The sequence below is a fragment of the Brachybacterium phenoliresistens genome, assembly GCF_039530785.1.
Lineage (GTDB): Bacteria > Actinomycetota > Actinomycetes > Actinomycetales > Dermabacteraceae > Brachybacterium > Brachybacterium phenoliresistens.
Window position 1 is genome coordinate 626791 of the sequence record NZ_BAAAOW010000002.1, and the last position, 20323, is coordinate 647113.

The 20323-nt window shown below is 74.1% G+C and carries 17 protein-coding genes and 1 riboswitch; of the genes, 10 read left to right on the forward strand and 7 right to left on the reverse strand.

Annotated features, from left to right (window positions below):
- Nucleotides 1-68 precede the first annotated feature (68 nt).
- Together ABD234_RS07310 and ABD234_RS07315 are read right to left on the reverse strand one after the other, a co-directional pair.
- Nucleotides 69-1937 (reverse strand): heavy metal translocating P-type ATPase, encoded by a 1869-nt coding sequence (locus ABD234_RS07310; RefSeq protein WP_051486953.1) that lies wholly within the window; start codon nt 1935-1937, stop codon nt 69-71.
- Nucleotides 1934-2359 carry an ArsR/SmtB family transcription factor gene (locus ABD234_RS07315; RefSeq protein ID WP_051486933.1) on the reverse strand — a complete coding sequence of 142 codons (426 nt, stop codon included), beginning with the start codon at nt 2357-2359 and terminating at the stop codon, nt 1934-1936. Before ABD234_RS07315 ends, ABD234_RS07310 begins: the two co-directional genes overlap by 4 nt.
- Before the next feature lie 121 nt (nt 2360-2480).
- Here ABD234_RS07315 and ABD234_RS07320 point away from each other — a divergent pair, with 121 nt between their 5' ends.
- From ABD234_RS07320 to ABD234_RS07330, 3 genes are read left to right on the forward strand one after another with little or no spacing between them, the layout of a single operon-like run.
- Entirely contained in the window at nt 2481-3194 is a 714-nt protein-coding gene (locus ABD234_RS07320; RefSeq protein ID WP_038373184.1) for an alpha/beta fold hydrolase, read from the forward strand.
- On the forward strand, nt 3191-3988 hold the full coding sequence (locus ABD234_RS07325) for an alpha/beta fold hydrolase (RefSeq protein WP_051486932.1): 798 nt from the start codon (nt 3191-3193) through the stop codon (nt 3986-3988). The genes ABD234_RS07320 and ABD234_RS07325 overlap by 4 nt, the downstream gene beginning before the upstream one ends.
- Nucleotides 3985-4725 carry a LysR substrate-binding domain-containing protein gene (locus tag ABD234_RS07330; protein WP_084148538.1) on the forward strand — a complete coding sequence of 247 codons (741 nt, stop codon included), beginning with the start codon at nt 3985-3987 and terminating at the stop codon, nt 4723-4725. The genes ABD234_RS07325 and ABD234_RS07330 overlap by 4 nt, the downstream gene beginning before the upstream one ends.
- On the opposite strand, the gene ABD234_RS07335 is transcribed toward ABD234_RS07330, so the two are convergent.
- Complete coding sequence (locus tag ABD234_RS07335) at nt 4642-5940, reverse strand: MFS transporter (RefSeq protein ID WP_038373182.1); 1299 nt, start codon at nt 5938-5940, stop codon at nt 4642-4644. The genes ABD234_RS07330 and ABD234_RS07335 overlap by 84 nt on opposite strands.
- A gap of 44 nt (nt 5941-5984) precedes the next feature.
- On the opposite strand from ABD234_RS07335, the gene ABD234_RS07340 reads away from it, so the two are divergent.
- A complete protein-coding gene (locus tag ABD234_RS07340) occupies nt 5985-6488 on the forward strand; it encodes an S-ribosylhomocysteine lyase (protein WP_051486931.1) in 504 nt (167 codons plus the stop codon).
- A gap of 143 nt (nt 6489-6631) precedes the next feature.
- Here the strand turns inward: ABD234_RS07340 and malQ are convergent, their stop codons facing one another.
- Both malQ and ABD234_RS07350 read right to left on the reverse strand, forming a co-directional pair.
- Nucleotides 6632-8764 (reverse strand): 4-alpha-glucanotransferase, encoded by a 2133-nt coding sequence (malQ, locus tag ABD234_RS07345; protein ID WP_038373181.1) that lies wholly within the window; start codon nt 8762-8764, stop codon nt 6632-6634.
- A gap of 100 nt (nt 8765-8864) precedes the next feature.
- Nucleotides 8865-10469, reverse strand: coding sequence for a dolichyl-phosphate-mannose--protein mannosyltransferase (locus ABD234_RS07350; protein WP_232226412.1), 1605 nt, complete (start codon nt 10467-10469; stop codon nt 8865-8867).
- Between the two features lie 45 nt (nt 10470-10514).
- On the opposite strand from ABD234_RS07350, the gene rsmI reads away from it, so the two are divergent.
- Nucleotides 10515-11360 carry a 16S rRNA (cytidine(1402)-2'-O)-methyltransferase gene (rsmI, locus tag ABD234_RS07355; RefSeq protein WP_198025430.1) on the forward strand — a complete coding sequence of 282 codons (846 nt, stop codon included), beginning with the start codon at nt 10515-10517 and terminating at the stop codon, nt 11358-11360.
- A 127-nt stretch (nt 11361-11487) separates the two neighbouring features.
- Here the strand turns inward: rsmI and rpmF are convergent, their stop codons facing one another.
- Nucleotides 11488-11658, reverse strand: coding sequence for a 50S ribosomal protein L32 (gene rpmF / locus ABD234_RS07360; RefSeq protein ID WP_038373177.1), 171 nt, complete (start codon nt 11656-11658; stop codon nt 11488-11490).
- A gap of 249 nt (nt 11659-11907) precedes the next feature.
- On the opposite strand from rpmF, the gene ABD234_RS07365 reads away from it, so the two are divergent.
- Together ABD234_RS07365 and rsmA are read left to right on the forward strand one after the other, a co-directional pair.
- The gene (locus ABD234_RS07365) at nt 11908-12867 is read left to right on the forward strand and encodes a TatD family hydrolase (protein WP_084148548.1); all 960 of its coding nucleotides are present in this window, start codon (nt 11908-11910) and stop codon (nt 12865-12867) included.
- Nucleotides 12864-13760: a 16S rRNA (adenine(1518)-N(6)/adenine(1519)-N(6))-dimethyltransferase RsmA gene (gene rsmA / locus ABD234_RS07370; protein ID WP_038373176.1), complete on the forward strand. Its 897-nt coding sequence runs from the start codon at nt 12864-12866 to the stop codon at nt 13758-13760. Before ABD234_RS07365 ends, rsmA begins: the two co-directional genes overlap by 4 nt.
- 227 nt (nt 13761-13987) lie before the next feature.
- Here the strand turns inward: rsmA and ABD234_RS07375 are convergent, their stop codons facing one another.
- Nucleotides 13988-15013, reverse strand: a complete 1026-nt coding sequence (locus ABD234_RS07375) for a hydroxymethylpyrimidine/phosphomethylpyrimidine kinase (protein ID WP_051486930.1) — start codon at nt 15011-15013, stop codon at nt 13988-13990.
- Nucleotides 15005-15108, reverse strand: a riboswitch (TPP riboswitch). Its footprint overlaps the gene before it by 9 nt.
- A 374-nt stretch (nt 15109-15482) precedes the next feature.
- Here ABD234_RS07375 and ABD234_RS07380 point away from each other — a divergent pair.
- The 3 genes from ABD234_RS07380 (at nt 15483) to purF (ending at nt 20304) form a co-directional block, all read left to right on the forward strand.
- The gene (locus tag ABD234_RS07380; RefSeq protein WP_038373173.1) at nt 15483-17678 is read left to right on the forward strand and encodes a glucose PTS transporter subunit IIA; all 2196 of its coding nucleotides are present in this window, start codon (nt 15483-15485) and stop codon (nt 17676-17678) included.
- Nucleotides 17679-17814: 136 nt separating this feature from the next.
- A complete protein-coding gene (locus tag ABD234_RS07385; RefSeq protein ID WP_038373172.1) occupies nt 17815-18666 on the forward strand; it encodes a PRD domain-containing protein in 852 nt (283 codons plus the stop codon).
- A 171-nt stretch (nt 18667-18837) separates the two neighbouring features.
- Entirely contained in the window at nt 18838-20304 is a 1467-nt protein-coding gene (gene purF, locus ABD234_RS07390; protein WP_038373171.1) for an amidophosphoribosyltransferase, read from the forward strand.
- Nucleotides 20305-20323 lie beyond the last annotated feature (19 nt).

Consider the following 20323-nt stretch of genomic DNA (forward strand, 5'->3'; position numbering starts at 1 on the left):
CGGCGGCCGATGCCCCACGGCCCTCGGCCGCCGGTGCCCCACGGTCCTCGGCGGCCGGTGCCGCGCGGTCAGCGGCGCGAGGAGCGGCCCGGGATGAGGCGGGCGGAGTTCAGGATGAAGGCCGTCTCGCTGCCCACGTGCACGAGGGCGGCCAGCACCGGGCTGAGCAGCCCCATCGCCGCCAGCGCCATGCCCAGCAGGTCGACGGCGATGGTGCCGGCGAAGTTCGCCATCACGATCCGGCGGGCGCGCCGCGCGACCCTCATCGTGCCCACGAGATCGTCGAGGTCGGAGCTGACCAGGACCACGTCGGCGCTGTCCTGCGCGATCTGGGTGCCGTCGCCCATGGCGATGCCGACATCGGCCCGTGCCAGGGCGGGAGCGTCGTTGACGCCGTCGCCGACCATCGCCAGGCGGTGACCGGCCGCCCTCTCGGCGTCGATCCAGGCGAGCTTCTCCTCCGGCAGGAGGCCCGCGCGGACCTCGTCGATCCCCAGCTGGGCCGCGACCGGACGGGCGGTCCCGGCGCGGTCCCCGGTGACGATCATGGTCCGCAGGCCCATCCGGTGCAGTGCGCGGATCGCCTCCGGGGCGCCGGCGCGCACCGCATCGGACAGCAGCAGGCTGCCGATGAAGCGGCCGTCGACGGCCACGTGCACGGCGGTCGCGGCCGCGTCCTGCGCGGCCGCCTCCGGGCCGGGAACCAGCGTCGTGGAGCCGGCGGTGATGGTCCGGCCGCCCAGCTCGGCGGTGACCCCGAGGCCGGGGGTGTAGGTGAAGGAGTCCGGGAGCGCGGGACGCAGCCCGCGCTCCTGCGCCCCGCGGACGATCGCGGCGGCCAGCGGATGCTCGGAGTACGCCTCGGCCGATGCCGCGAGCTCGAGCAGCTCGCGCTCGTCCCGGCCCGCGGCCGGGCGGATGCCGACCAGCTGCGGCTCGCCCCCGGTGAGGGTGCCGGTCTTGTCGAAGACGACGGTGTCGATCCCCGACAGCGCCTCCAGATGCGCGCCGTCCTTGACGAAGGCGCCGCCGCGGGCGATCCGGGCGATCGCCGCGAGCGTCGCCAAGGGGGTTCCGGCGGCGATGCCGCAGGCCCCGGCGACGACCACCACCGAGATCGTGGCGGTGAGGTCGCGGGTGACGAGATAGGTGATCGCGGCCCCGCCGAGGGCGAGGTACACCAGCGCCGCGGCGAGGCGGTCCGCGAGCCGCTGCACGGGCGGCTGGGAGGACTGCGCGCGCCGGACGGCCTCGATGATGCGCCCGTAGGAGGACTCCGCCCCGACGCGCTCGGCCCGGATCTCCACCGCGCCGACCTGGTTGATCGAGCCCGCATGCACCGCGTCGCCGGGGCCGATGTCCACCGGCAGCGGCTCGCCGGTGATCCGCGACTGGTCCGCGCTGGAGGTGCCTGCCAGCACGGTGCCGTCCACGGGGACGCGGCCTCCGGGGGAGACGACGACGGTCTGGCCGGCGGCGACCTCCGCCAGGGGGATGGTGGTGATGCCTCCGTCCTCGCGGACCTGGACCTGCTCGGGCAGGAAGGACATGAGGTCCGTCAGCGCGTCGCGGCCGCGGTCCAGGGAGAGGTCCTCGAGGATCTCCGCCGCGAGCACGAAGGTCGTGATGAGCAGGGCGGTGGTCCATTCGCCGATCGCGGCGGCGGCGACGATGGCGATGAGCATGGACAGCTCCATGCTCATGCGCCGCTCGCGCAGGTCCCCGAGGGCCTCGGCGGCGATCGGCCAGCAGCCCAGCACCAGCCCGGCCAGGGCGAGCACGGGCACCGACGGCCACGGCCAGGTCAGGCCCAGCCCGACGAGCAGGGCGCAGGCGGCGACGGCGAGGGTGCGGGCGAGGTCCCTGCGGTCGATGCGCTGCCACAGGCTCTCGCGCTGCGGCGGTGCGGCGGCCTCCGGGGCGGCGACGGCGGTCATCGCGAGGCGTCCGGGCCGCCGGCGGGGCACCCCGCCGCCGGGCCCTCGGGGGCATCGGCCACGACCTGGCCCTGGGCCGTGCGGTGGTGAGCGGGGGAGGCGTCCAGCGCGTGCTGCGCCTGGAAGACGGCCTGCGTCACGAGCTCGCGGGCGTGCTCGTCCGCCAGGCTGTAGAAGACCCGGGTCCCCTCCTGGCGGGTCCGGACGATCCGCCCCCAGCGCAGCTTCGCCAGGTGCTGCGAGACGGTCGTGGCGGACTTCCCGACCGCCTCGGCGAGGTCGTTGACGGAGCGCTCGCCGTCGCGCAGGGCGAGGATGATCCGCACCCGCGTCCCGTCCGAGAGCAGGGAGAAGACCTCGGCGGCGAGGTCGGCGAACTGGCTGTCCGGGCCGAAGGTGCACTTCTTCGAATCTTCACGCATACGCAGATAGTAAGGCTCCGGGGAGCTGGGCGGCAAGCGCCCGCGCCATGGCTAGGATCAGCCCCATGGCCGTCCTCGCCCGGAGACCCGACCGACCGCGCCCGATGGCGCCCAGCCCGCGATGACCCGCAGCGTCGTCCTCGTCCATGCCGTCCGCTCCTCGCGCAGCATGTGGAAGGGGCAGATCCGTCGGCTGCGCCGGAAGGGCTATCACGTGGAGGCGCCGAACCTGCCCGGCCACGGCACCCGCACGGCGGAGACCTTCACCCGGGAGGGGAGCTTCGCGACCATCGACGCCGCCGTCGCCGCCTGCCCCGAGCCGCCCGTCCTCGTGGGCCTCTCCCTCGGCGGCTACCTCACGATCCACTGGGCCGCCATGAACCCGGGCCGCATCGCCGCGCTGGTCGCGGCGGGCTGCACCGTCGTCCCCGGGCCGGCCCTGGCCCGGATCTACGGGCTGTGGCTGCGGATGAAGGACTGGATGCCCGGGGACACCGACGCCCGCGTCCACCGCGCCTTCGCCCGCGCCAACTCGCCCAAGGCCGCCCAGCGCTACTACGGCGGCGGGCGCGCGCACGGCGTCGTGCCCGGCGTGGTGCGGGTGGTCGGCGACATGGACATGCTCGCCGACATCGCGGCCATCGACGTGCCCATCACCTTCGTCAACGGCGCCTCGGACCCGTTCCGCCGCCACGAGGGCGCCTGCGTGGCCGCCGCGGGCCGCGCCGAGCTGCGGATCCTCGAGGACGCCGGGCACATCGTCAACCTCAACCGCCCCAAGCGCTTCACCCGCGTCCTCCGCGAGGCGGCCGCTGCGGTGCGCGAGCCCGCATGAGCGCGAGCGCCCGGGACGAGGCCCGGCCCGGGACGAGCGCGCCGGCGGCGGTGGTGCTGATCCACGGCACCCGCACCTCGAGCACCCAGTGGGACCTGCAGCGGCCGATCCTCGAGGCCGCGGGGCGCACCGTCCTCGCCCCCGACCTCCCCGGCCACGGCGCGCGCCGCGACGAGGACTTCACCCTCGAGGCCGCGATCGCCACGATCGACCAGGCGCTCGCGCAGGCCGCCGAGCGCAGCGCGACGGGCACGGCACACCTGGTGGGCTGCTCCCTGGGGGCGATGCTCGCCATCCGCGCCGCGGCCGAGCTCCCCGCCGGCCCTCCGCGCGAGGCTCTGGCCTCCCTCGTCGTCTCCGGCGGCTCCGTGGACGCCACGCCCCGGGCCGCGCGGCTGTACGGGCTGGGCATGCGGGCCGTGGACCTGCTGCCCGGCGGGGACGCCGCGACCTCCGCCCTGCTGCGGGCCGTGCTCGGAGCCGAGGGGGCGCAGGCGTGCCTGGCCGGGGGCCGGGCCGATGCCCGCGTGATCGCCCCGGCGATGGCGGCGGTGGCCTCGCTGGACCTCCGCCGCGACCTGGCCCGGATCAGCGCGCCCGTGACGATCCTCAACGGCCGCGCCGATCAGCTGCGCGTGCACGAGCGGTCCTTCGCCCGCGCCGCACCGCACGGGCGGCTGGTCGTCCTGCCCTACGGGACCCACATGGTGAACCTGACGCATCCGCGCCGCTACGCCGCCGACCTGCTGCGCATCCTCGAGGACGCCGAGCGGCCCCGTACCCTGGGGCCATGAGCATCCCTGTCCTGCGCGTCGGCTTCGTCCCCGGGGTCGAGCCCGACCGCTTCGCCCGGCGGTGGCGCGATGCGCGCCGCGCCGCCCGGCTCGAGCTGGTCCCCGTGCCGTGGAGCCGCCAGCGCGAGGCGCTCGCCGCCGGCGAGGTGGACATGTGCTTCGTGCGGCTTCCCCTGGAGGACCCCGAGCCGCTGCATGTGGTGCCCCTGTGGCAGGAGCGGGAGGTGGTCGTCGTCGGCGACGAGGACGTGCTGAGCCTGCACGAGGAGCTGTCGGAGGCCGACCTCGCCGATTCCGTGGAGATCCCCGCGGCGCACCGGGACGACGCCGCCGACCGCGTGGCCGTGGCGGCCACCGGAGCGGGCCACGCCCGGATGCCGATGTCGCTGGCCCGGCTGCATCACCGCAAGGACGTCGTGCACCGGCCGCTGCGCGAGGGGGAGCCGACCACGATCGCCCTGGCCTGGCCCATCGCGGAGGACGACGCCGTGCGCCAGGAGCTGGTGGGCGTCGTGCGCGGCCGCACCGCCCGGTCCAGCCGCGGCGCGGACGATGCCGCCGAGAAGGCCCCGGCCACCTCCCGCGGCGCCGCGCGCACGGACCGGACGCCGGCCCGGGGCGCCGCCCGATCGGCATCGGGCCGCTCCGGCGGATCAGGGACCTCGGCGAGGACCGGCCGGCCCCGGCCCGCCGGCTCCTCCCGCGGCGCCGGCCGCGGCCGCAGGGGAGGGCGCTGAGGCGTCCGCCGCCCCGGTGCGCCGGCTCCGACCGGATCCGCACACCAGCACGGCGACCCCGGCGATCCCCGCGGCGAGGGCGAGAGCGGCGAACGCCACCGGCGCGCCGGAGGCGAGGAGGACCCCGCACGCGGTGGGCCCGAGCGGGCTCGCCACGGCGTTCAGCACGCCGCGCACCGACTGCAGCCGTCCCCGCCGGCCGCTCGGCACGTGATCGGCGATCCACGCCTCGAGGCTGACCCGGGCCGTCGGGACGATCACCCACATGAGCGTGATCGCCGGGATCATCACGAGGAGGGTGGGGGAGACGGCGAGGGCGACGAGGCACAGCGTCCAGAGAGCCGCCTGCGCGAGGACCGCGGAGCGCGGGGAGAGGCGACCGGCGGCCCCTCTCGCGATCGCGCTCCCCGCCAGGACGCCGAGGCCCATGAGCGCCGTGAGAGCCCCGGCGCCCAGCACCGCCCGGTCCTGCGCGAGCACCGCCATCATCGTGAAGAACGTCCCCGTGAGCACGAAGCTCAGCAGCATCTGACCTGCGACCACGCCGCGGAGCACGGGGGAGGCGATGATGCTCCGGAAGCCGTGGGTCCACCGCCGCGGCGCCGCGGCGGCGCCGTCCGCAGCATCCGGGGGCGGCGCGAGCGGCCGCCCGATGCGGGCCAGCAGCAGCGTCGCGATCGTGAACGTCGCCGCGGCCACGGCGAACGGCAGCCAGGCGGCGACGCCGACCAGCGCCGCGCCGAGCAGCGGGGCGATCACGCCGAGGACGGCGTCGCGCGCCTGCATGGCGCTGAGCGCGCCCGTGAGCGCCGTACGGTCCACGAGATCGGGGACCGCCGCGGCGGACGCCGCGCCGAAGACGGCGAACATCGACCCGTTGACGAAGGAGAGCACGCAGAGCACGGGGAGCGAGGGCGAGCCTCCGGCGAGGGCGAGCACGAGCCCGAGCATCGCCGCCGCCTGGACGGACTCGGCACCGATCATGATCGACCGGCGGGGCAGCCTGTCCGCGAGCATCCCCGCCGGCACGCCGACGGCGAGCGTGGAGAGATAGGACGAGGCGGTCACGAGCGCGGCCTGGGCCGGCGGCAGGAGCAGCAGCGAGACGATGGGGACGGCGACATAGGTGCACTGTGCTCCGAGCACGGAGAACAGGCGCGCCGCGAAGTGGAGGCGGAAGTCGCGGGACCACGCGGGGGATCGTCGCGAGCTCATCGGCCCAGGCTATCGTGGAGCATCGCCGATCCCGAGGAGGCCCCATGCCTGATCAGACCGCAGACGCCGAGTCCGCGCAGGGCGCGCAGCCGCGCATGAACGTCGAGAGCTTCAACCTCGACCACCGCGTCGTGAAGGCGCCGTACATCCGCATCGCCGACCGCAAGGTGCTGCCCGGCGGGGACGTGCTCACCAAGTTCGACGTGCGCTTCACCCAGCCCAACGTCGACCACCTCGAGTCCGAGACGGTGCACTCCCTCGAGCACCTGCTGGCCGAGCACATGCGCGAGCACACCGGGGACGTCATCGACGTCTCCCCGATGGGCTGCCGCACCGGGTTCTACGCCCTGCTCTCGGGCGATCACACGCCGGCGCAGTTCGCGCCGGTGCTCGAGGCGACCCTGCGCGACCTGCTCGCGGCGACCGAGGTCCCTGCCGCCAACGAGGTCCAGTGCGGCTGGGGAGCCCACCACACCCTCGAGGGCGCGCAGACCGCGGCCCGGGCGTTCCTGGACCGCCGGGACGAGTGGGAGGACGTCGGCGTCTGACGCCGCGGCGCGCGGGGAGCATCCGGCGCCGTCGATCGGCTGCCGATGCTCCCTGCGCCCCGGGCCCCGGAGCGCGCCGGGCGCCTCGGGCCCGTCTCCCGCCCGCCGGCGGCCCGTCGGCGGCCCGTCGGCGGGCCGTCGGCTCAGTAGCCGCGGACGGCCTCGCGCATGGCGCCCAGCAGACGGCCCGTGCGGGCATCGGAGGCGATGTCGTCGACGGTGACGACACGGCCCTCGGCATCGGCCAGGGGGATGCGCCAGTTCGGGTACTCCTCGTCGGTGCCCGGCTGGTTCTGGATGCGCCGCTCGCCGACGCAGTCCACGAGGGACACCCCCAGCAGCAGCGAGGGGGCGCTCGCGAGATACCGGTGCAGGGCGATGATCGTCTCCTCGACCGAGGGGTCCTCGCCCAGCAGGCCCTGCATCCGCAGCTCCGCCAGGTAGTGGGCGCGCGCGGCGGAGTCCTCGGCCAGCTCCTGCTCGAGGGGCTGCTCGAGCAGGCCCAGCTCGTGGCGCAGCGCCACGTGGTCGCCGGCGAGGTAGCCGGCCGTCGGCGGCAGGTCGTGGGTGTTCACCGAGGCCAGGCACAGGCTGCGGTAGGAGGGCGGGGGCACGGGGGAGCCGTCGCCCTGCGTCTCGAACCAGAGGATCGAGGTGCCCAGGATCCCGCGGGAGGTGAGATAGTCGCGCACCCACGGCTCGAAGGTGCCCAGGTCCTCGCCGATGACGATGGTCCCCGAGCGCTGCGCCTCCAGCGCGAGGATCCCGATCATCGCCTCGTGGTCGTAGTGGACGTAGGCGCCGTCCGAGGCCGCGTTGCCCTCGGGGATCCACCACAGGCGGAACAGGCCCAGCACGTGGTCGATCCGCAGGGCCCCGGCGTGGCGCATCAGGGAGCGCAGCATGTCGCGCCAGGGCCGGTAGGAGTCGGCGACCAGCCCCTCGGGCAGCCACGGCGGCTGATGCCAGTTCTGCCCCAGCTGGTTGTACTGGTCCGCGGGGGCGCCCACGGCGACGCCCCGGGCCAGGACGTCGCCCAGGCGCCAGGCGTCGGCGCCGTCCTCGGTGACGCCGACGGCGAGGTCGTGCATGATCCCCACCCGCATCCCGGCATCGAGCGCCGCGGACTGCGCGCCGGCCAGCTGCTCGTCCAGCACGAACTGGATCCACTCGTGCAGCGCGACGCGCTCGGCGAAGTCCGCCTGCGCGGCGGAGACCTCGTCGGAGTCCCGGCCCGCCAGCGGAGGATCGGCGGGCGCGCGCCGTTCCCGCAGGGCGCACCACAGCGCGAAGTCGGCCAGGCCCTGGCCCTCCCGCTCCCGGAACGCGTCGAACAGGGCCTGCCGGCCGGCGCTGCGAGGCACCGCGAACAGCTCCTCGAGCGCCGTCATCTTGCGCTGGAGCACCGCATCGCGCTCGAGACGATCGGCCCGGTCGTTCCACGGCGCGACCTCGCCCTGCAGCAGGGCCAGGCGCTGGCGGGCGAACTCGGGCAGCAGGGAGTACTCGGGGACGTCCTCGATCCGCACGTAGAGCGCCGAGGTGAAGCGCCGGGTGACGGGGAGATACGGGCTGGGCTCCATCGGCGGCAGCGGCTCGGAGGCATGCAGGGGGTTGACCAGCAGGAAGTCCGCACCATGGCGGGCGCCGAGGATCGCGGCGAGATCCCGCATGTCGCCCAGGTCGCCGATGCCCCAGCTGCGCGCGGAGCGGACGGAGTACAGCTGGGCCTGGACGCCGACGGCGCGTCGCGCCCCCAGGCGCTCGTGCGCGTGCAGCCGGGTCGGGGTGACCACGAGGTCGGCGGTGGTGATCTCGCCCTGCACATCGGCCAGGAGGACGTGCCAGCCCAGCGGCAGCCCCTCCGGGACCTGGAAGCGGGCACGACCGCGCAGGGAGCCGTCGACCTCGCGCGGCGGGGTGTTGTCCTCGACCTGGGCCAGGGCACGGACGGTGCCGTCCTCGAGCTGCACCGACAGGTCCACGCCCCGGCCGTGGGGGACGTGCACGGCCACCGTCCGCTGCTCGTCCTCGCGCAGGACCGTCACCGGCGGCAGGGTGCGCCGCCACAGCGCATCCTCGCGCCGCTCCCGCACCCGGGCGGCGTCCTCCTCGTCCTCGACCTCGTGGCCGAGGGCGCGGATCACCGCGAGGAGCGTGGCATCGGGAACCTGCCTGAGCGTCCCGTCGTAGCCCCAGTGGTCGGTGCCGATGCCGAGGTCGCGGGCCAGATCCCGCAGCGTCTCGGGCCGCAGAGCGGTGGATGCCGGTGCCATGGCGTCATCATAGGGGCCCGGCGGGGGCGGGATGTGCCACGGCTCACGCCCGGCATGCCGGGCGGCCCCGGACGTGCCCGGACGGGCGGGGTCCGAGGGATCACGGCCAGCTGGGCAGCCACATGCGCCAGCGCCACTGCTCCAGCGGGATCGTCTGCCCCGTCCAGATCGGCCAGAAGAACGCCGAGACCAGCACGATCAGCGTCAGCACGGAGCCCACGAAGAGGGTCCCCGCCAGGCGCCGCTCGCGGTCCCCGTCCCGCGGGCCGATGATCAGGCCCATCACGTAGACCAGGCACAGGATCAGCCACGGCTCGAAGACGACCGCGTAAAACGTGAAGATGGTGCGGTCCAGGTACAGGAACCAGGGCAGGTAGCCGCCGATGATCCCGCTCAGCGCCGCCCACGCCCGGCCGTCGCGCCACACCAGGCCCAGCACCACGGCGACCAGCACGGCGATCGCGCCGAGCCACCAGATCAGCGGGTTGCCGACCGAGAGGATCTGCGCGCCGCACTTGGCGACCTGGCAGCCCGCCTCCCCGTAGTCGTAGGAGCGGTAGTAGAAGTTCGTGGGGCGGATCTGCAGCAGCCAGCCGAAGGGGCTCGCCTGGTAGGTGTGCTCGGAGTCCAGCCCCACATGGAAGGCGTACGCCTCCTGGTGGTAGTGCCACAGGGAGCGCAGGGCGTTCAGGATCGGGGAGCCGCCGGCGTGGCCGTTCTCCTCCGCCCAGTGCCGGAAATAGCCCTTGTCGCTCGCGAACCAGCCCGCCCAGCTGGCCACGTAGGTCACCAGCGCGGTGCCGACCATGGCGAAGAACGCCGGGATCGCGTCGCGGACCAGCCCGCCCACCAGCCAGCGCTTCTCGCGCACCCGCCGTCGCGCCCACCAGTCCCAAAGCACCGTCATGATCCCGAAGACCGCCAGCACGTAGAGGCCGGACCACTTGACCGAGCAGGCCAGGCCCAGCAGGACGCCCGCGCTGAGCCGCCAGGGCCTCCAGCCGCCGGCCGCCCCCCAGGGCGACAGGCGCTCCCCGGTGGTGATGACCCGGGCGGTGGCCTCCGCCAGCCGCTGCCGGAACTGGTCGCGGTCGATGAGCAGCGCCCCGAAGGCGGCGAGCACGAAGAACATCAGGACCAGGTCCAGCAGGCTGGTGCGCGAATGCGTCAGGTGCAGCCCGTCGATCGCGAGCAGGCCCCCGGCGATCAGCCCCAGCCCCGTGGAGCGGAACAGGCGGCGGCCGATGCGCGCCAGCATCAGCACCGACAGGGCGCCCAGCAGCGCCACGGAGATCCGCCACCCCCAGGGGTTGTCCCCGCCCAGGGCCAGCATGCCCAGGCCGATCACCCACTTGCCCACGCTGGGGTGGACGACGTACGCCCCGGAGTCCTCGTAGGAGTCGACGTCGCCGGCCTCGAAGGCGGCATCGGGGTCGTCGGGCCAGTTCATCTCGACGCCGTTGTGGACCAGCGTGTAGCCGTCCTTGACGTAGTACGTCTCATCGAAGATCAGCTCATGGATCGACCCCAGACCCCACAGCCGCAGCACCAGGGCGAGCGCGAAGAGGGCCAGGGCCGCCGCCCAGGCGGCGCGGGAGGCGGGCATCGGGGCGGCGTGCAGCAGGCGCTCGAGGGCGCTGCGGGTGGATGCCGGATCGGCCTCCGGTCGGGAGTCGCTCGGGGACGTCATCTCCTGCGTGGGCACCCGGTCATGCTAGGTCATCGTCCCCGGGAGCCTACGATGGCAGGCATGCTCGAGCCCGGAACGCTGACCCTCGCCGCGACGCCCATCGGCAACCCTCTGGACGCCTCGGTGCGCCTGGTGCGGGCCCTCGAGCAGGCCGAGGTGATCGCCGCGGAGGACACCCGCCGCCTCGCCCGTCTCGCCGCGGACCTGGAGGTCACGATCACCGCCCAGGTGATCGCCTACCACGAGCACACCGAGCGGGAGCGCACGCCGGCGCTGCTGGAGGCGCTCCGCGACGGCCGACGGGTGCTGCTGGTGACCGATGCCGGGATGCCCGTGGTCTCCGATCCCGGCTACCGGGCGGTGCGCGCCGCGATCGAGGAGGGGCTGCCGGTGACGGTGATCCCCGGCCCCTCGGCCGTGCTCACCGCGCTCGCGGCCTCGGGGCTGGCCCCGGACCGCTTCGCCTTCGAGGGCTTCCCGCCGCGCCGCGACGGCCAGCGCGCCCGGGTGTTCTCCCGGCTGGCCCGCGAGGACCGCACGCTGGTGTTCTTCGAGTCCCCGCGGCGCACCGCCGCGACCCTCGCGGTGATGCGCGACGAGTTCGGGCCGCAGCGTCCCGCGGCCGTCGCCCGCGAGCTGACCAAGACCTACGAGGAGGTGCGGCGCGGCACCCTCGCCGAGCTCGCCGACTGGGCCGCCGGGACCGAGGTGCTCGGCGAGATCGTGCTGCTCGTCGGCGGGGCGTCGACGGTCGCGGCCTCCCCGGAGGAGCTGCTCGAGCAGGTCCTCGCGCGCGCCGAGGCGGGGGAGCGGCTCAAGGACGCCGCCAAGGCGGTCGCCGAGGGGGTCGCCGGCGTCAGCAGCCGCGAGCTCTACGACCGGGCGCTCGAGCACCGCCGGAGCTGAGGAGCCGCCCGGGGCGGCGCCGGGCCGAACCGGCATCGGACAGGACGATCCGGCCTCGGGCATGACGAAGGGCCCCGGTTCCCACCGGGGCCCTTCGAACGTCGATGCTGCGCGCAGGCGCGAGGAATCAGTCCTCGATCTGCAGCAGTCCGCGCTGGTACGCCTTCGCGAGGCGGCGCGGCACAGCGGCGCTGCGGCCGCGGACCGTCACCTGCACGAGGTCGGCGTTGCTCGCCTTCCACTGCGAGCGGCGGGACCGGGTGCGAGCCCGGGACATCTTGAACTTGGGCACTGCCATGGGACGCTCCTTGGGACGGTCCGAAAGAATGATCGGATGACGGATCCCTCCGAGGCGGCGACCGGCTGCTCCGGGACGGAGCGGCAGGTGCGCGGAAGGACACGCAACGAAGGACCATCCTGCCACATGCGCAGGGAGGATTCCGCCGCAGAGGCCGTGACATCGACCACCGGACCTGTGACCCTGCTCGCTCCCGGGCCGATGCGAGAGGGCGCGGAGCCCACGGCCCGCGCCTCCTACGATGGTGCCATGCCCTCCGCGAAGACCGACGCCGCCGGCGCCCCGGCCCCGGTGCACCACCGCGAGCAGCTCGACCCCCGGTCCAGCTCCCGCGACCGCTCCTGGCCGCCCGCCCCGGACCCCCTGCCGTCCCCGGTGATCGACAACCACTGCCACCTCGACTTCGCCGACGGCGAGGACCACCTCACGGTCCCCGAGCACATCGCCCGGGCGGCGGCCGTCGGCGTCGACGCGATGATCACCATCGGCTCCGACCTGGAGTCCGTGCGCTGGACCGCCCGGCTGCTCGACTCCCCGGACGCCCCCGCCTCCCTGCGCGGCGGCGTGGCGATCCACCCCAACGAGGCCGCGCTGCACGCGCGCGGGCACGGCCACGAGGGACAGGAGATGATCGGGCTGGACGAGGCCCTCGCCGAGGTGGACTCCCTGGTCCGCGGCCCCGGCATGGTGGTGGTGGGGGAGAGCGGCCTGGACTGGTTCCGCACCTCCCGGAAGGACGAGCAGGCCCGGCAGGCGCAGATCGACGCCTTCCGCTTCCACATCGCCCTGGCGAAGGAGACCGGTCTTCCGCTGCAGATCCATGACCGCGACGCCCACGCCGACGTCCTGGAGATCCTCGACGCGGACGGCGCCCCCGAGCGCACCGTCCTGCACTGCTTCAGCGGCGATGCGGAGTTCGCGCGCGCCTGCGTCGACCGCGGCTTCTACCTCTCCTTCGCCGGGACGGTGACCTTCAAGAACGCCCAGGGCCTGCGCGAGGCGCTGGCCGAGGTGGGGCTGGACCGCGTGATGGTCGAGACCGACGCCCCGTTCCTCACCCCGGTGCCCTACCGGGGCCGCCCCAACTCCTCCTATCTGATCCCGCTGACCATGGCGACGATCGCGGAGGTCACCGGCACGGACCTGGAGCAGGCGTGCCGCCGGATCCGCGAGACCACCCGCGGCGTCTACGACTGGCCCGCCGCATGAGCGCCGATCAGCCCCGCGAGGGCGCCGAGCCCTCCCTGCTGCTCAGCGCCCGCGACATCCGCGAGCTCGCAGAGGCCGCCGGGATCCGTCCGTCCAAGCAGCGCGGGCAGAACTTCGTCATCGACCCCAACACGGTGCGGACCATCGTCGAGCGCGCCGACGTGAGGCCCGGCAGCGCCGTGCTCGAGGTCGGCCCGGGCCTGGGCTCGCTCACCCTGGGGCTGCTCGAGGCCGGGGCCGATGTCGCCGCCATCGAGCTGGACCGGGGCCTCGCGCAGCTGCTGCCGCTGACCCTCCGGGCCCGCGGCATCGCCCCCGACCGCTACCGGCTCGTGCACGCCGACGCCCTCGCCGTCACCGAGCTGCCCGAGCTGCCGGAGGCGGGCGAGCCCCGGATCCTCGTGGCGAACCTGCCCTACAACGTGGCCACGCCGATCCTGCTGACGCTCCTCCAGCGCTTCCCGCAGCTGCGCGAGGCGATCGTCATGGTCCAGTCCGAGGTGGTGGACCGCCTCGCCGCGTCCCCCGGCTCGCGGATCTACGGCGCCCCCAGCGTCAAGGCCGCCTGGTACGGCCGCACCGAGCGGGCCGGGCAGATCTCCCGGCAGGTGTTCTGGCCGGTGCCCAACGTCGACTCCTCCCTGCTGCGGCTGACCCGCCACGAGCAGCCGATGGGCACCGAGGAGGAGCGGGAGCGGGTGTTCGCCGTGGTCGATGCGGCCTTCGCCCAGCGGCGCAAGACACTCCGCGCGGCCCTCGGCGGCTGGGCGGGCTCCTCCGCGCGCGCCGAGGAGATCCTGCGCGCCGCCGGAGTCGACCCCGGGGCCCGCGGCGAGACCCTGGACGTCGCCCGCTTCCACGCCATCGCCCGCGCCGCCGACGGCATCGCCTGACCCGCGGGAGCGGCCGGACCGAGCGGCCGGACTCCGAAGGGCGTGCACGGATGGCTGTCTCAGGGCCGCGAGCCAGGCGATTGCCTGGCTCGAGGCTCTCAGGCCGCCGTTCGTGCTCGCTCAGCTCGTGGGATGCCCGCTCGGATCGCAGGGCGCCCGCTCGGATCCCCGGGCGCCCGCTCGGATCGCAGGGTTCCCGTTCGGATGCCCGGGAGCTCGCTCGGGTCTCAAGGGCGCGGAGCGGGCCTGTCCCACAGGGCGTGGAAGTGGTGGACGGGGCCGTGGCCGCCGCCCACGGCGAGCTCGTCCGCGTGCGCGAGCGCGCCGGTGAGATAGTCCTTGGCCTGCCGCACCGCCTCGACCATCCCGTGACGCGGCAGCAGCGCCGCGACGGCGGCGGAGAGCGTGCACCCGGTGCCGTGGGTGTTGCGGGTCGCGATGCGCCGGGCCGGCAGCTCGAGCACGGCATCGTCCGCGGCCGCGGCCCCAGCCAGCAGGTCCACGCTGGTCTCCCCGACCAGATGGCCGCCCTTGAGCAGCACCCACGCCGACCCGAGGGCCAGCAGGTCCGGCACCTGCTCCCGCATCCGCGCGAGGGAATCCGCCTCCCGCGCCGTGCCCCCGGTGCCCCCGGCGCTCCCATCGGCCGCCTCGGCCTCTGCCGGCCCGGTCGCCGGGGTGCCCGTCCCGGCCCGGACGGGTGCGCGATCGGCATCCGCGCCGTCCGCCACCGCCCAGGCCCCCAGGTCGGGGGCGGCGCCCAGCAGCACGGCGGCCTCGGGCAGGTTCGGGGTGATGAGCGCGGCGCGGGGGACCAGTCGGTCCCGGACCACGGCGACGGTCTCGTCGCTGATCAGGCGGTCGCCGCTCTTGGCCACCATCACCGGGTCGATCACCAGCGGCACCTCGGGGATCTCCGCCAGGACATCGGCCACCGCGGCGGCGATCGGGGCGGTGGCGAGCATGCCCAGCTTGATCGCATCGACGCGCACGTCGTCGATCACGGAGCGGATCTGGGCGGCGACGAACTCGGGCTCGAGGACCAGCACGTCCTGGACTCCTCGGGTGTTCTGCGCGACCACGGCGGTGACCGCGCTCATCCCGTAGGCGCCGAGGGCGGAGAAGGTCTTCAGGTCCGCCTGGATCCCCGCCCCGCCGCTGGGATCCGTCCCGGCGATCGTGAGGACGTTCGGGATCCGGGGCGCGTCCGTCGGGCCGGGGCGGCCGGTCGGCTCGTGCAGGACAGGGCTCATGGGTGACATCCCTCCGCGAGTGCGAGCTCGATCAGGTGCGACGGGTCTCATCTCAGCCCGCGCTCCGGACGCGGCGGGCACCCCGTGTCGGCCTCGAACCTAGCATCGGCGCCCCGGCCGGGGCGGCGCCGTCCGGCAGCAGGCCGGCTTCCCCTCGGCCGGGGAGGTGCTATGCTGTGCGCCGATCGACCACGATCACAGGATTGTCACTCCCCGAGGACGCCGCCCGATCGCCACCGTGCGATGACAGGGCAGCGCTCCGCCTGAGGGGAGGCAAGGCCTGGGGAACGCCCTGTGGGTGCGCCCCGGGCCTTTTTCGTTGCCCGGAATCGGGCGGCGGCGCGGCCCGGCGGCGGGCGGCGTGCGGGTCCCGAAGCCGGGATCGCCGCCGTGGCGCAGCAGGGGTCCGGTGGACGTGGCGGCGCACCTGCCAGGACGGCGCGAGCCGATGAGAATGCGAGGACGCATCATGAACACACCTGCACCGGGGCCCGATGCCCTCGCGGAGGACATCCTCCGCGGCGTCGGCGGTCCCGAGAACGTCGAGAGCCTCACGCACTGCGCGACGCGCCTGCGCTTCCAGCTCCATGACGGCGACAAGGTCGACCAGGCCGCGCTCGACGCCCTCGACGGCGTCATGGGCACGGTGCCGCAGTCCGGCGACCGGTTCCAGGTCGTCATCGGCGGCGCCGTCGCCAACGTCTACTCCCGGATCATGAACCTCCCGTCGATGACCGGCGGCGGCAGGCCCGCCGCGAAGAGCGACGCCGAGGTAAAGGCCGCGATCCGGGCGAAGAGCCGCGGGAAGTTCGCCTGGCTCGACAACTTCTTCGAGTACCTCTCCGACTCGTTCCGCCCGCTGATGGGCGTGCTGCTGGGCGCCTCGCTGATCATCGCGATCGCCTCGGTGCTCGACGCCCTCGGCGTGGTCGACTTCCGCGCCGCGGACAAGTCCGCCACCTGGGTCTTCGTCGATGCGATGTGGCGCTCGGTGCTCTACTTCCTGCCGATCATGGTGGCCTACAACGCGGCCAGGAAGCTGCAGATCGATCCGTGGGTGGGCTCGGCCGTGATGGCCGCGGTGATGACCCCGAACTTCACCGGCCTGCTGAACCCCGAGGGCGGCACCCCGGGGATCACCTGCACCACCAACGCGACCCTGGGCACCCAGAACTGCGTGGCCGACGTGTTCGGCCTGCCGATGCAGCTGAACGACTACGGCGGCCAGGTGTTCGTGCCGCTGCTGATGGTGGCCCTGCTCGCCCTGGTCTACAAGGGCCTGCAGCGCGTCTTCCCCGAGAACGTGCAGCTCGTGTTCGTGCCGTTCTTCTCGATGCTCATCATGATCCCGGTGACCGCCTTCCTCATCGGCCCGCTGGGCATCTGGGCCGGCAACGGCATCGGCGCGGGCCTGGCCTGGCTGAACGGCAACGCCCCCATCGTCTTCGCGATCTTCATCCCGCTGCTGTACCCGTTCCTGGTCCCGCTGGGCCTGCACTGGCCGCTGAACGCGCTCATGCTGCAGAACATCAACGCCCTGGGCTACGACTTCATCCAGGGCCCGATGGGCGCCTGGAACTTCGCCTGCTTCGGCGCCACCGCCGGCGTGCTGCTGCTGTCGATCCGCCACCGCGAGCCGATCATGCGCCAGACCGCGACCGGCGCCCTCGCGGCGGGCCTGTTCGGCGGCATCTCCGAGCCCTCGCTGTACGGCATCCACCTGCGCTTCAAGCGGATCTACCCGCGCATGCTCGTCGGCTGCCTCGTGGGCGGTCTGATCGTGGGCATCCTGGGCGGCGTGGACACCTCCGCCTTCGCCTTCACCTCGCTGCTGACGATCCCCGTGTTCGACCCGATGGGCGTGTACGTCATCGCGATCGCCGCCGCATTCGTCACCGCCCTCGTGCTCGTGTACTTCTCGGACTACATGACCCCCGCCCAGCGCGCCGAGGCCAACGCCGAGCGCGATGCGGCCGAGGCCGCCGCCCAGAGCTCCGCCGTCGTCGCCGAGCCCGCCGCGCGGGAGCGCGAGCTGGTCGGCGCCGGGGTCGGGGGCGCCGCCTCCGCCGCGGCCGCCGGCTCCGTGGCTGCGGCCGCCGGTGCCACGGCTCCGGCCGGTCCCGCGGCCGATGCCTCCGGCTCCGCCGGCGCGGCCGATGCCTCCGCCGCGGACGCCGCCTCCGGCACGGCCTCGACGGTCCCCGCCGGCCCGGCGGTGCAGATCGCCGCCCCCGTCGGCGGCCGCGTGGTGGGCCTGGACGAGGTGCCGGACCCGGTGTTCGCCTCCCGCGCCCTCGGCGAGGGCGTCGGCATCGAGCCGGTCGACGGCCGGATCCTCTCCCCGGTCGACGGCGAGCTGATCACCGTCGCCGGCACCGGCCATGCCTTCGGGCTGCGCACCGCCGACGGCATCGAGGTCCTCATCCACATCGGCATCGACACGGTGCAGATGAAGGGCGAGGGATTCGACGTCCAGGTCGAGTCCTGCCAGAAGGTCTCCGCCGGCGATCTGCTGGTCGTGGTCGACCTCGAGGCCGTCCGGGCCGCCGAGCACCCGACGGTCACGCTCATGACCATCACGAACACCGCCCAGCTCGCCGAGGTCGCCCCGCGCACGGGTGCGGACGTCGCCGCCGGCGAGACCGTGGTGACCGTGCGCCGGTGATCTCCGGCGACGCAGTGCGCGCCCCCGCCCCGCACCCGGGGCGGGGGCGCGCGCCCGCATCGGGCACGATCGGGGCCCGGTTCGGGACACAATGGGGCACGGGCACCGGCCCGCACGGCGAGGGAGGGGAGCGAGGATGAAGGCGCTGCGCGTGCTGAACAACAACGTCGTCCTCGCCCGGGACGACGACGGCCAGGAGGTCATCCTCACCGGCCGGGGCATCGGCTTCAGCTCCAAGCAGGGGCGGGCCATCGACCCCGCGCTGATCGTGCGGGTGTTCGTGCCGGCCGACGGCCGCGACCCCGACCATCTCGCCGAGGCGTTCTCCCTCATCGACGAGGAGGTGCTGCGCGCGGTGGTGATCGCCCTCGGCGAGGTGGGCATCGAGGGGCGCGAGTCGCGGCGCCCCACCCTCGCGATCGCCGTGGCCGACCACGTCGCCAGCGCCCTGGACCGGGCCCGTCGCGGCATCGTCCTGGAGTACCCGCTGCGCGCCGAGGTGCAGACCCTGTACGCGAGCGAGTACGCCCAGGCGCGGCGCCTGCTGCAGGCGATCAACGAGCACGTGGATCCGCAGCTGGGCGATGCCGAGGCCACGGCGCTGGCCCTGCACCTGGTCAACGCCGGATTCGCCTCCGGCGACCTCTCCTTCACGTACACGATGACCGGGATCATCCAGCAGATGCTCGCGGTGGTGGGGGAGCGCTTCGGGGTGGAGGTCTCCGAGGACACCATGAGCGCGGCGCGGTTCATCACGCACGTGCGCTACCTGTTCGTGCGCATCCAGCAGCATCGGCAGCTGTCGGGGCAGGAGTCCACCATCGGCGCCGGCATCCGGGAGAACTTCCCCGAGGCCACCCGCACCGCACAGCAGCTCGCCACCATCGTCGAGCTGCGGCTGGGGCACGCGCTCAGCCCCGACGAGGTCTCCTATCTCGCGCTGCACGTGGCCCGGATGACGATGGAGAAGGACGGCACCGCCGCCTGACCGCCGCCGCCTGACCGCCGCAGCCCGGGCACCGCCGCCGAGCGCCGAGGCCCGGCCCGCCCGGGCGGGAGCGAGATCACGCGCCCGGATCGGCTCCGCACCTGTAGCGTTGCCCGGTGGCCTGTCGCACCCCGGACGGGCACGGACCCGGATGGAGCGAGACACCACCCCATGTGCGGAATCGTCGGAATGGTCGGCAACGGGCCGGTCAACCAGGACATCTACAACGCGCTGCTCCTGCTGCAGCACCGCGGGCAGGACGCCACCGGCATCGCCACGGCCGAGCCCAGCGGCGTCATGCACGTGGCGAAGTCCTCCGGGATGGTGCGGGACGCCTTCCGCACGCGGGACATGCGGGCGCTGCTGGGCGAGGTGGGCCTGGGCCACGTGCGCTATGCGACCAAGGGCGTCGCCTCCCGCGAGGAGGAGGCGCAGCCGTTCTACGTGAACTCCCCCTACGGGATCGTCCTGATCCACAACGGCAACCTCACCAACACGCGGGAGCTCACCGCGGAGATGGCCCGCCGGGACCGCCGCCACCTGAACTCCTCGAGCGACACCGAGCTGCTGCTGAACGTGCTGGCGGGGGAGCTGCAGGCGACCACCTCGCCGGTGGATCTCGAGCCGGACCGGATCTTCGAGGCCGTCTCGCGCACGCACGAACGCATCGAGGGCGCCTACGCGGTGATCGCGGTGATCGCCGGGTACGGCCTGCTCGCCTTCCGCGACCCGCACGGCATCCGGCCGCTGATCCTGGGGCGACGCCCCGGGCAGGGGGAGGGGGCGCACGAGGAATGGGTCGTCGCGAGCGAGTCGCTGGTGCTCGAGAACGGCGACTACGAGGTCGTCCGGGACGTCGAGCCCGGCGAGGCCGTGTTCATCTCCCACGACGGCGAGCTGTTCACCCAGCAGTGCGCGGCGGCGCCGTCGCTGTCGCCCTGCGCCTTCGAGTACGTGTACCTCGCGCGCCCGGACTCCGTGATGAACGGGATCAGCGTGTACGAGTCGCGCCTGCGGATGGGGGAGCGCCTGGCCGCGACCATCGCGAAGCACGTCCCGGTCGAGGAGATCGACGTCGTCATGCCGATCCCCGACTCGTCCCGTCCGGCGGCCATGCAGGTGGCCCGCGTGCTCGGCGTCGAGTACCGCGAGGGCTTCTACAAGAACCACTACGTGGGGCGCACCTTCATCATGCCGGGGCAGGCGGTGCGCCGGCGCAGCGTGCGCCAGAAGCTCAACGCCATGTCCTCGGAGTTCCGGGGCAAGCACGTGCTGCTCATCGACGACTCGATCGTGCGCGGGACCACCAGCCAGCAGATCATCCAGATGGCGCGCGATGCCGGGGCGGCCTCGGTGGTCTTCGCCTCCGCCGCCCCGCCGATCCGCCATCCCCATGTGTACGGCATCAACATGCCCAGCCGGCACGAGCTCGTCGCCCACGGCCGCACCATCCCGGAGGTCGCCGAGGTCCTGGGCTGCGATCGCCTGGTCTACCAGGAGATCGACGACCTGGTCGCCGCCATCACCGAGGGCTCCGCGGTCTCCGATCTGGACACCAGCTGCTTCGACGGCCGCTACGTCACCGGCACCGTGAGCGGGGAGTACCTGGCCTGGGTCGAGGGCGCCCAGACCTCCTGAGCCGCCCGGCCCTCTCCGG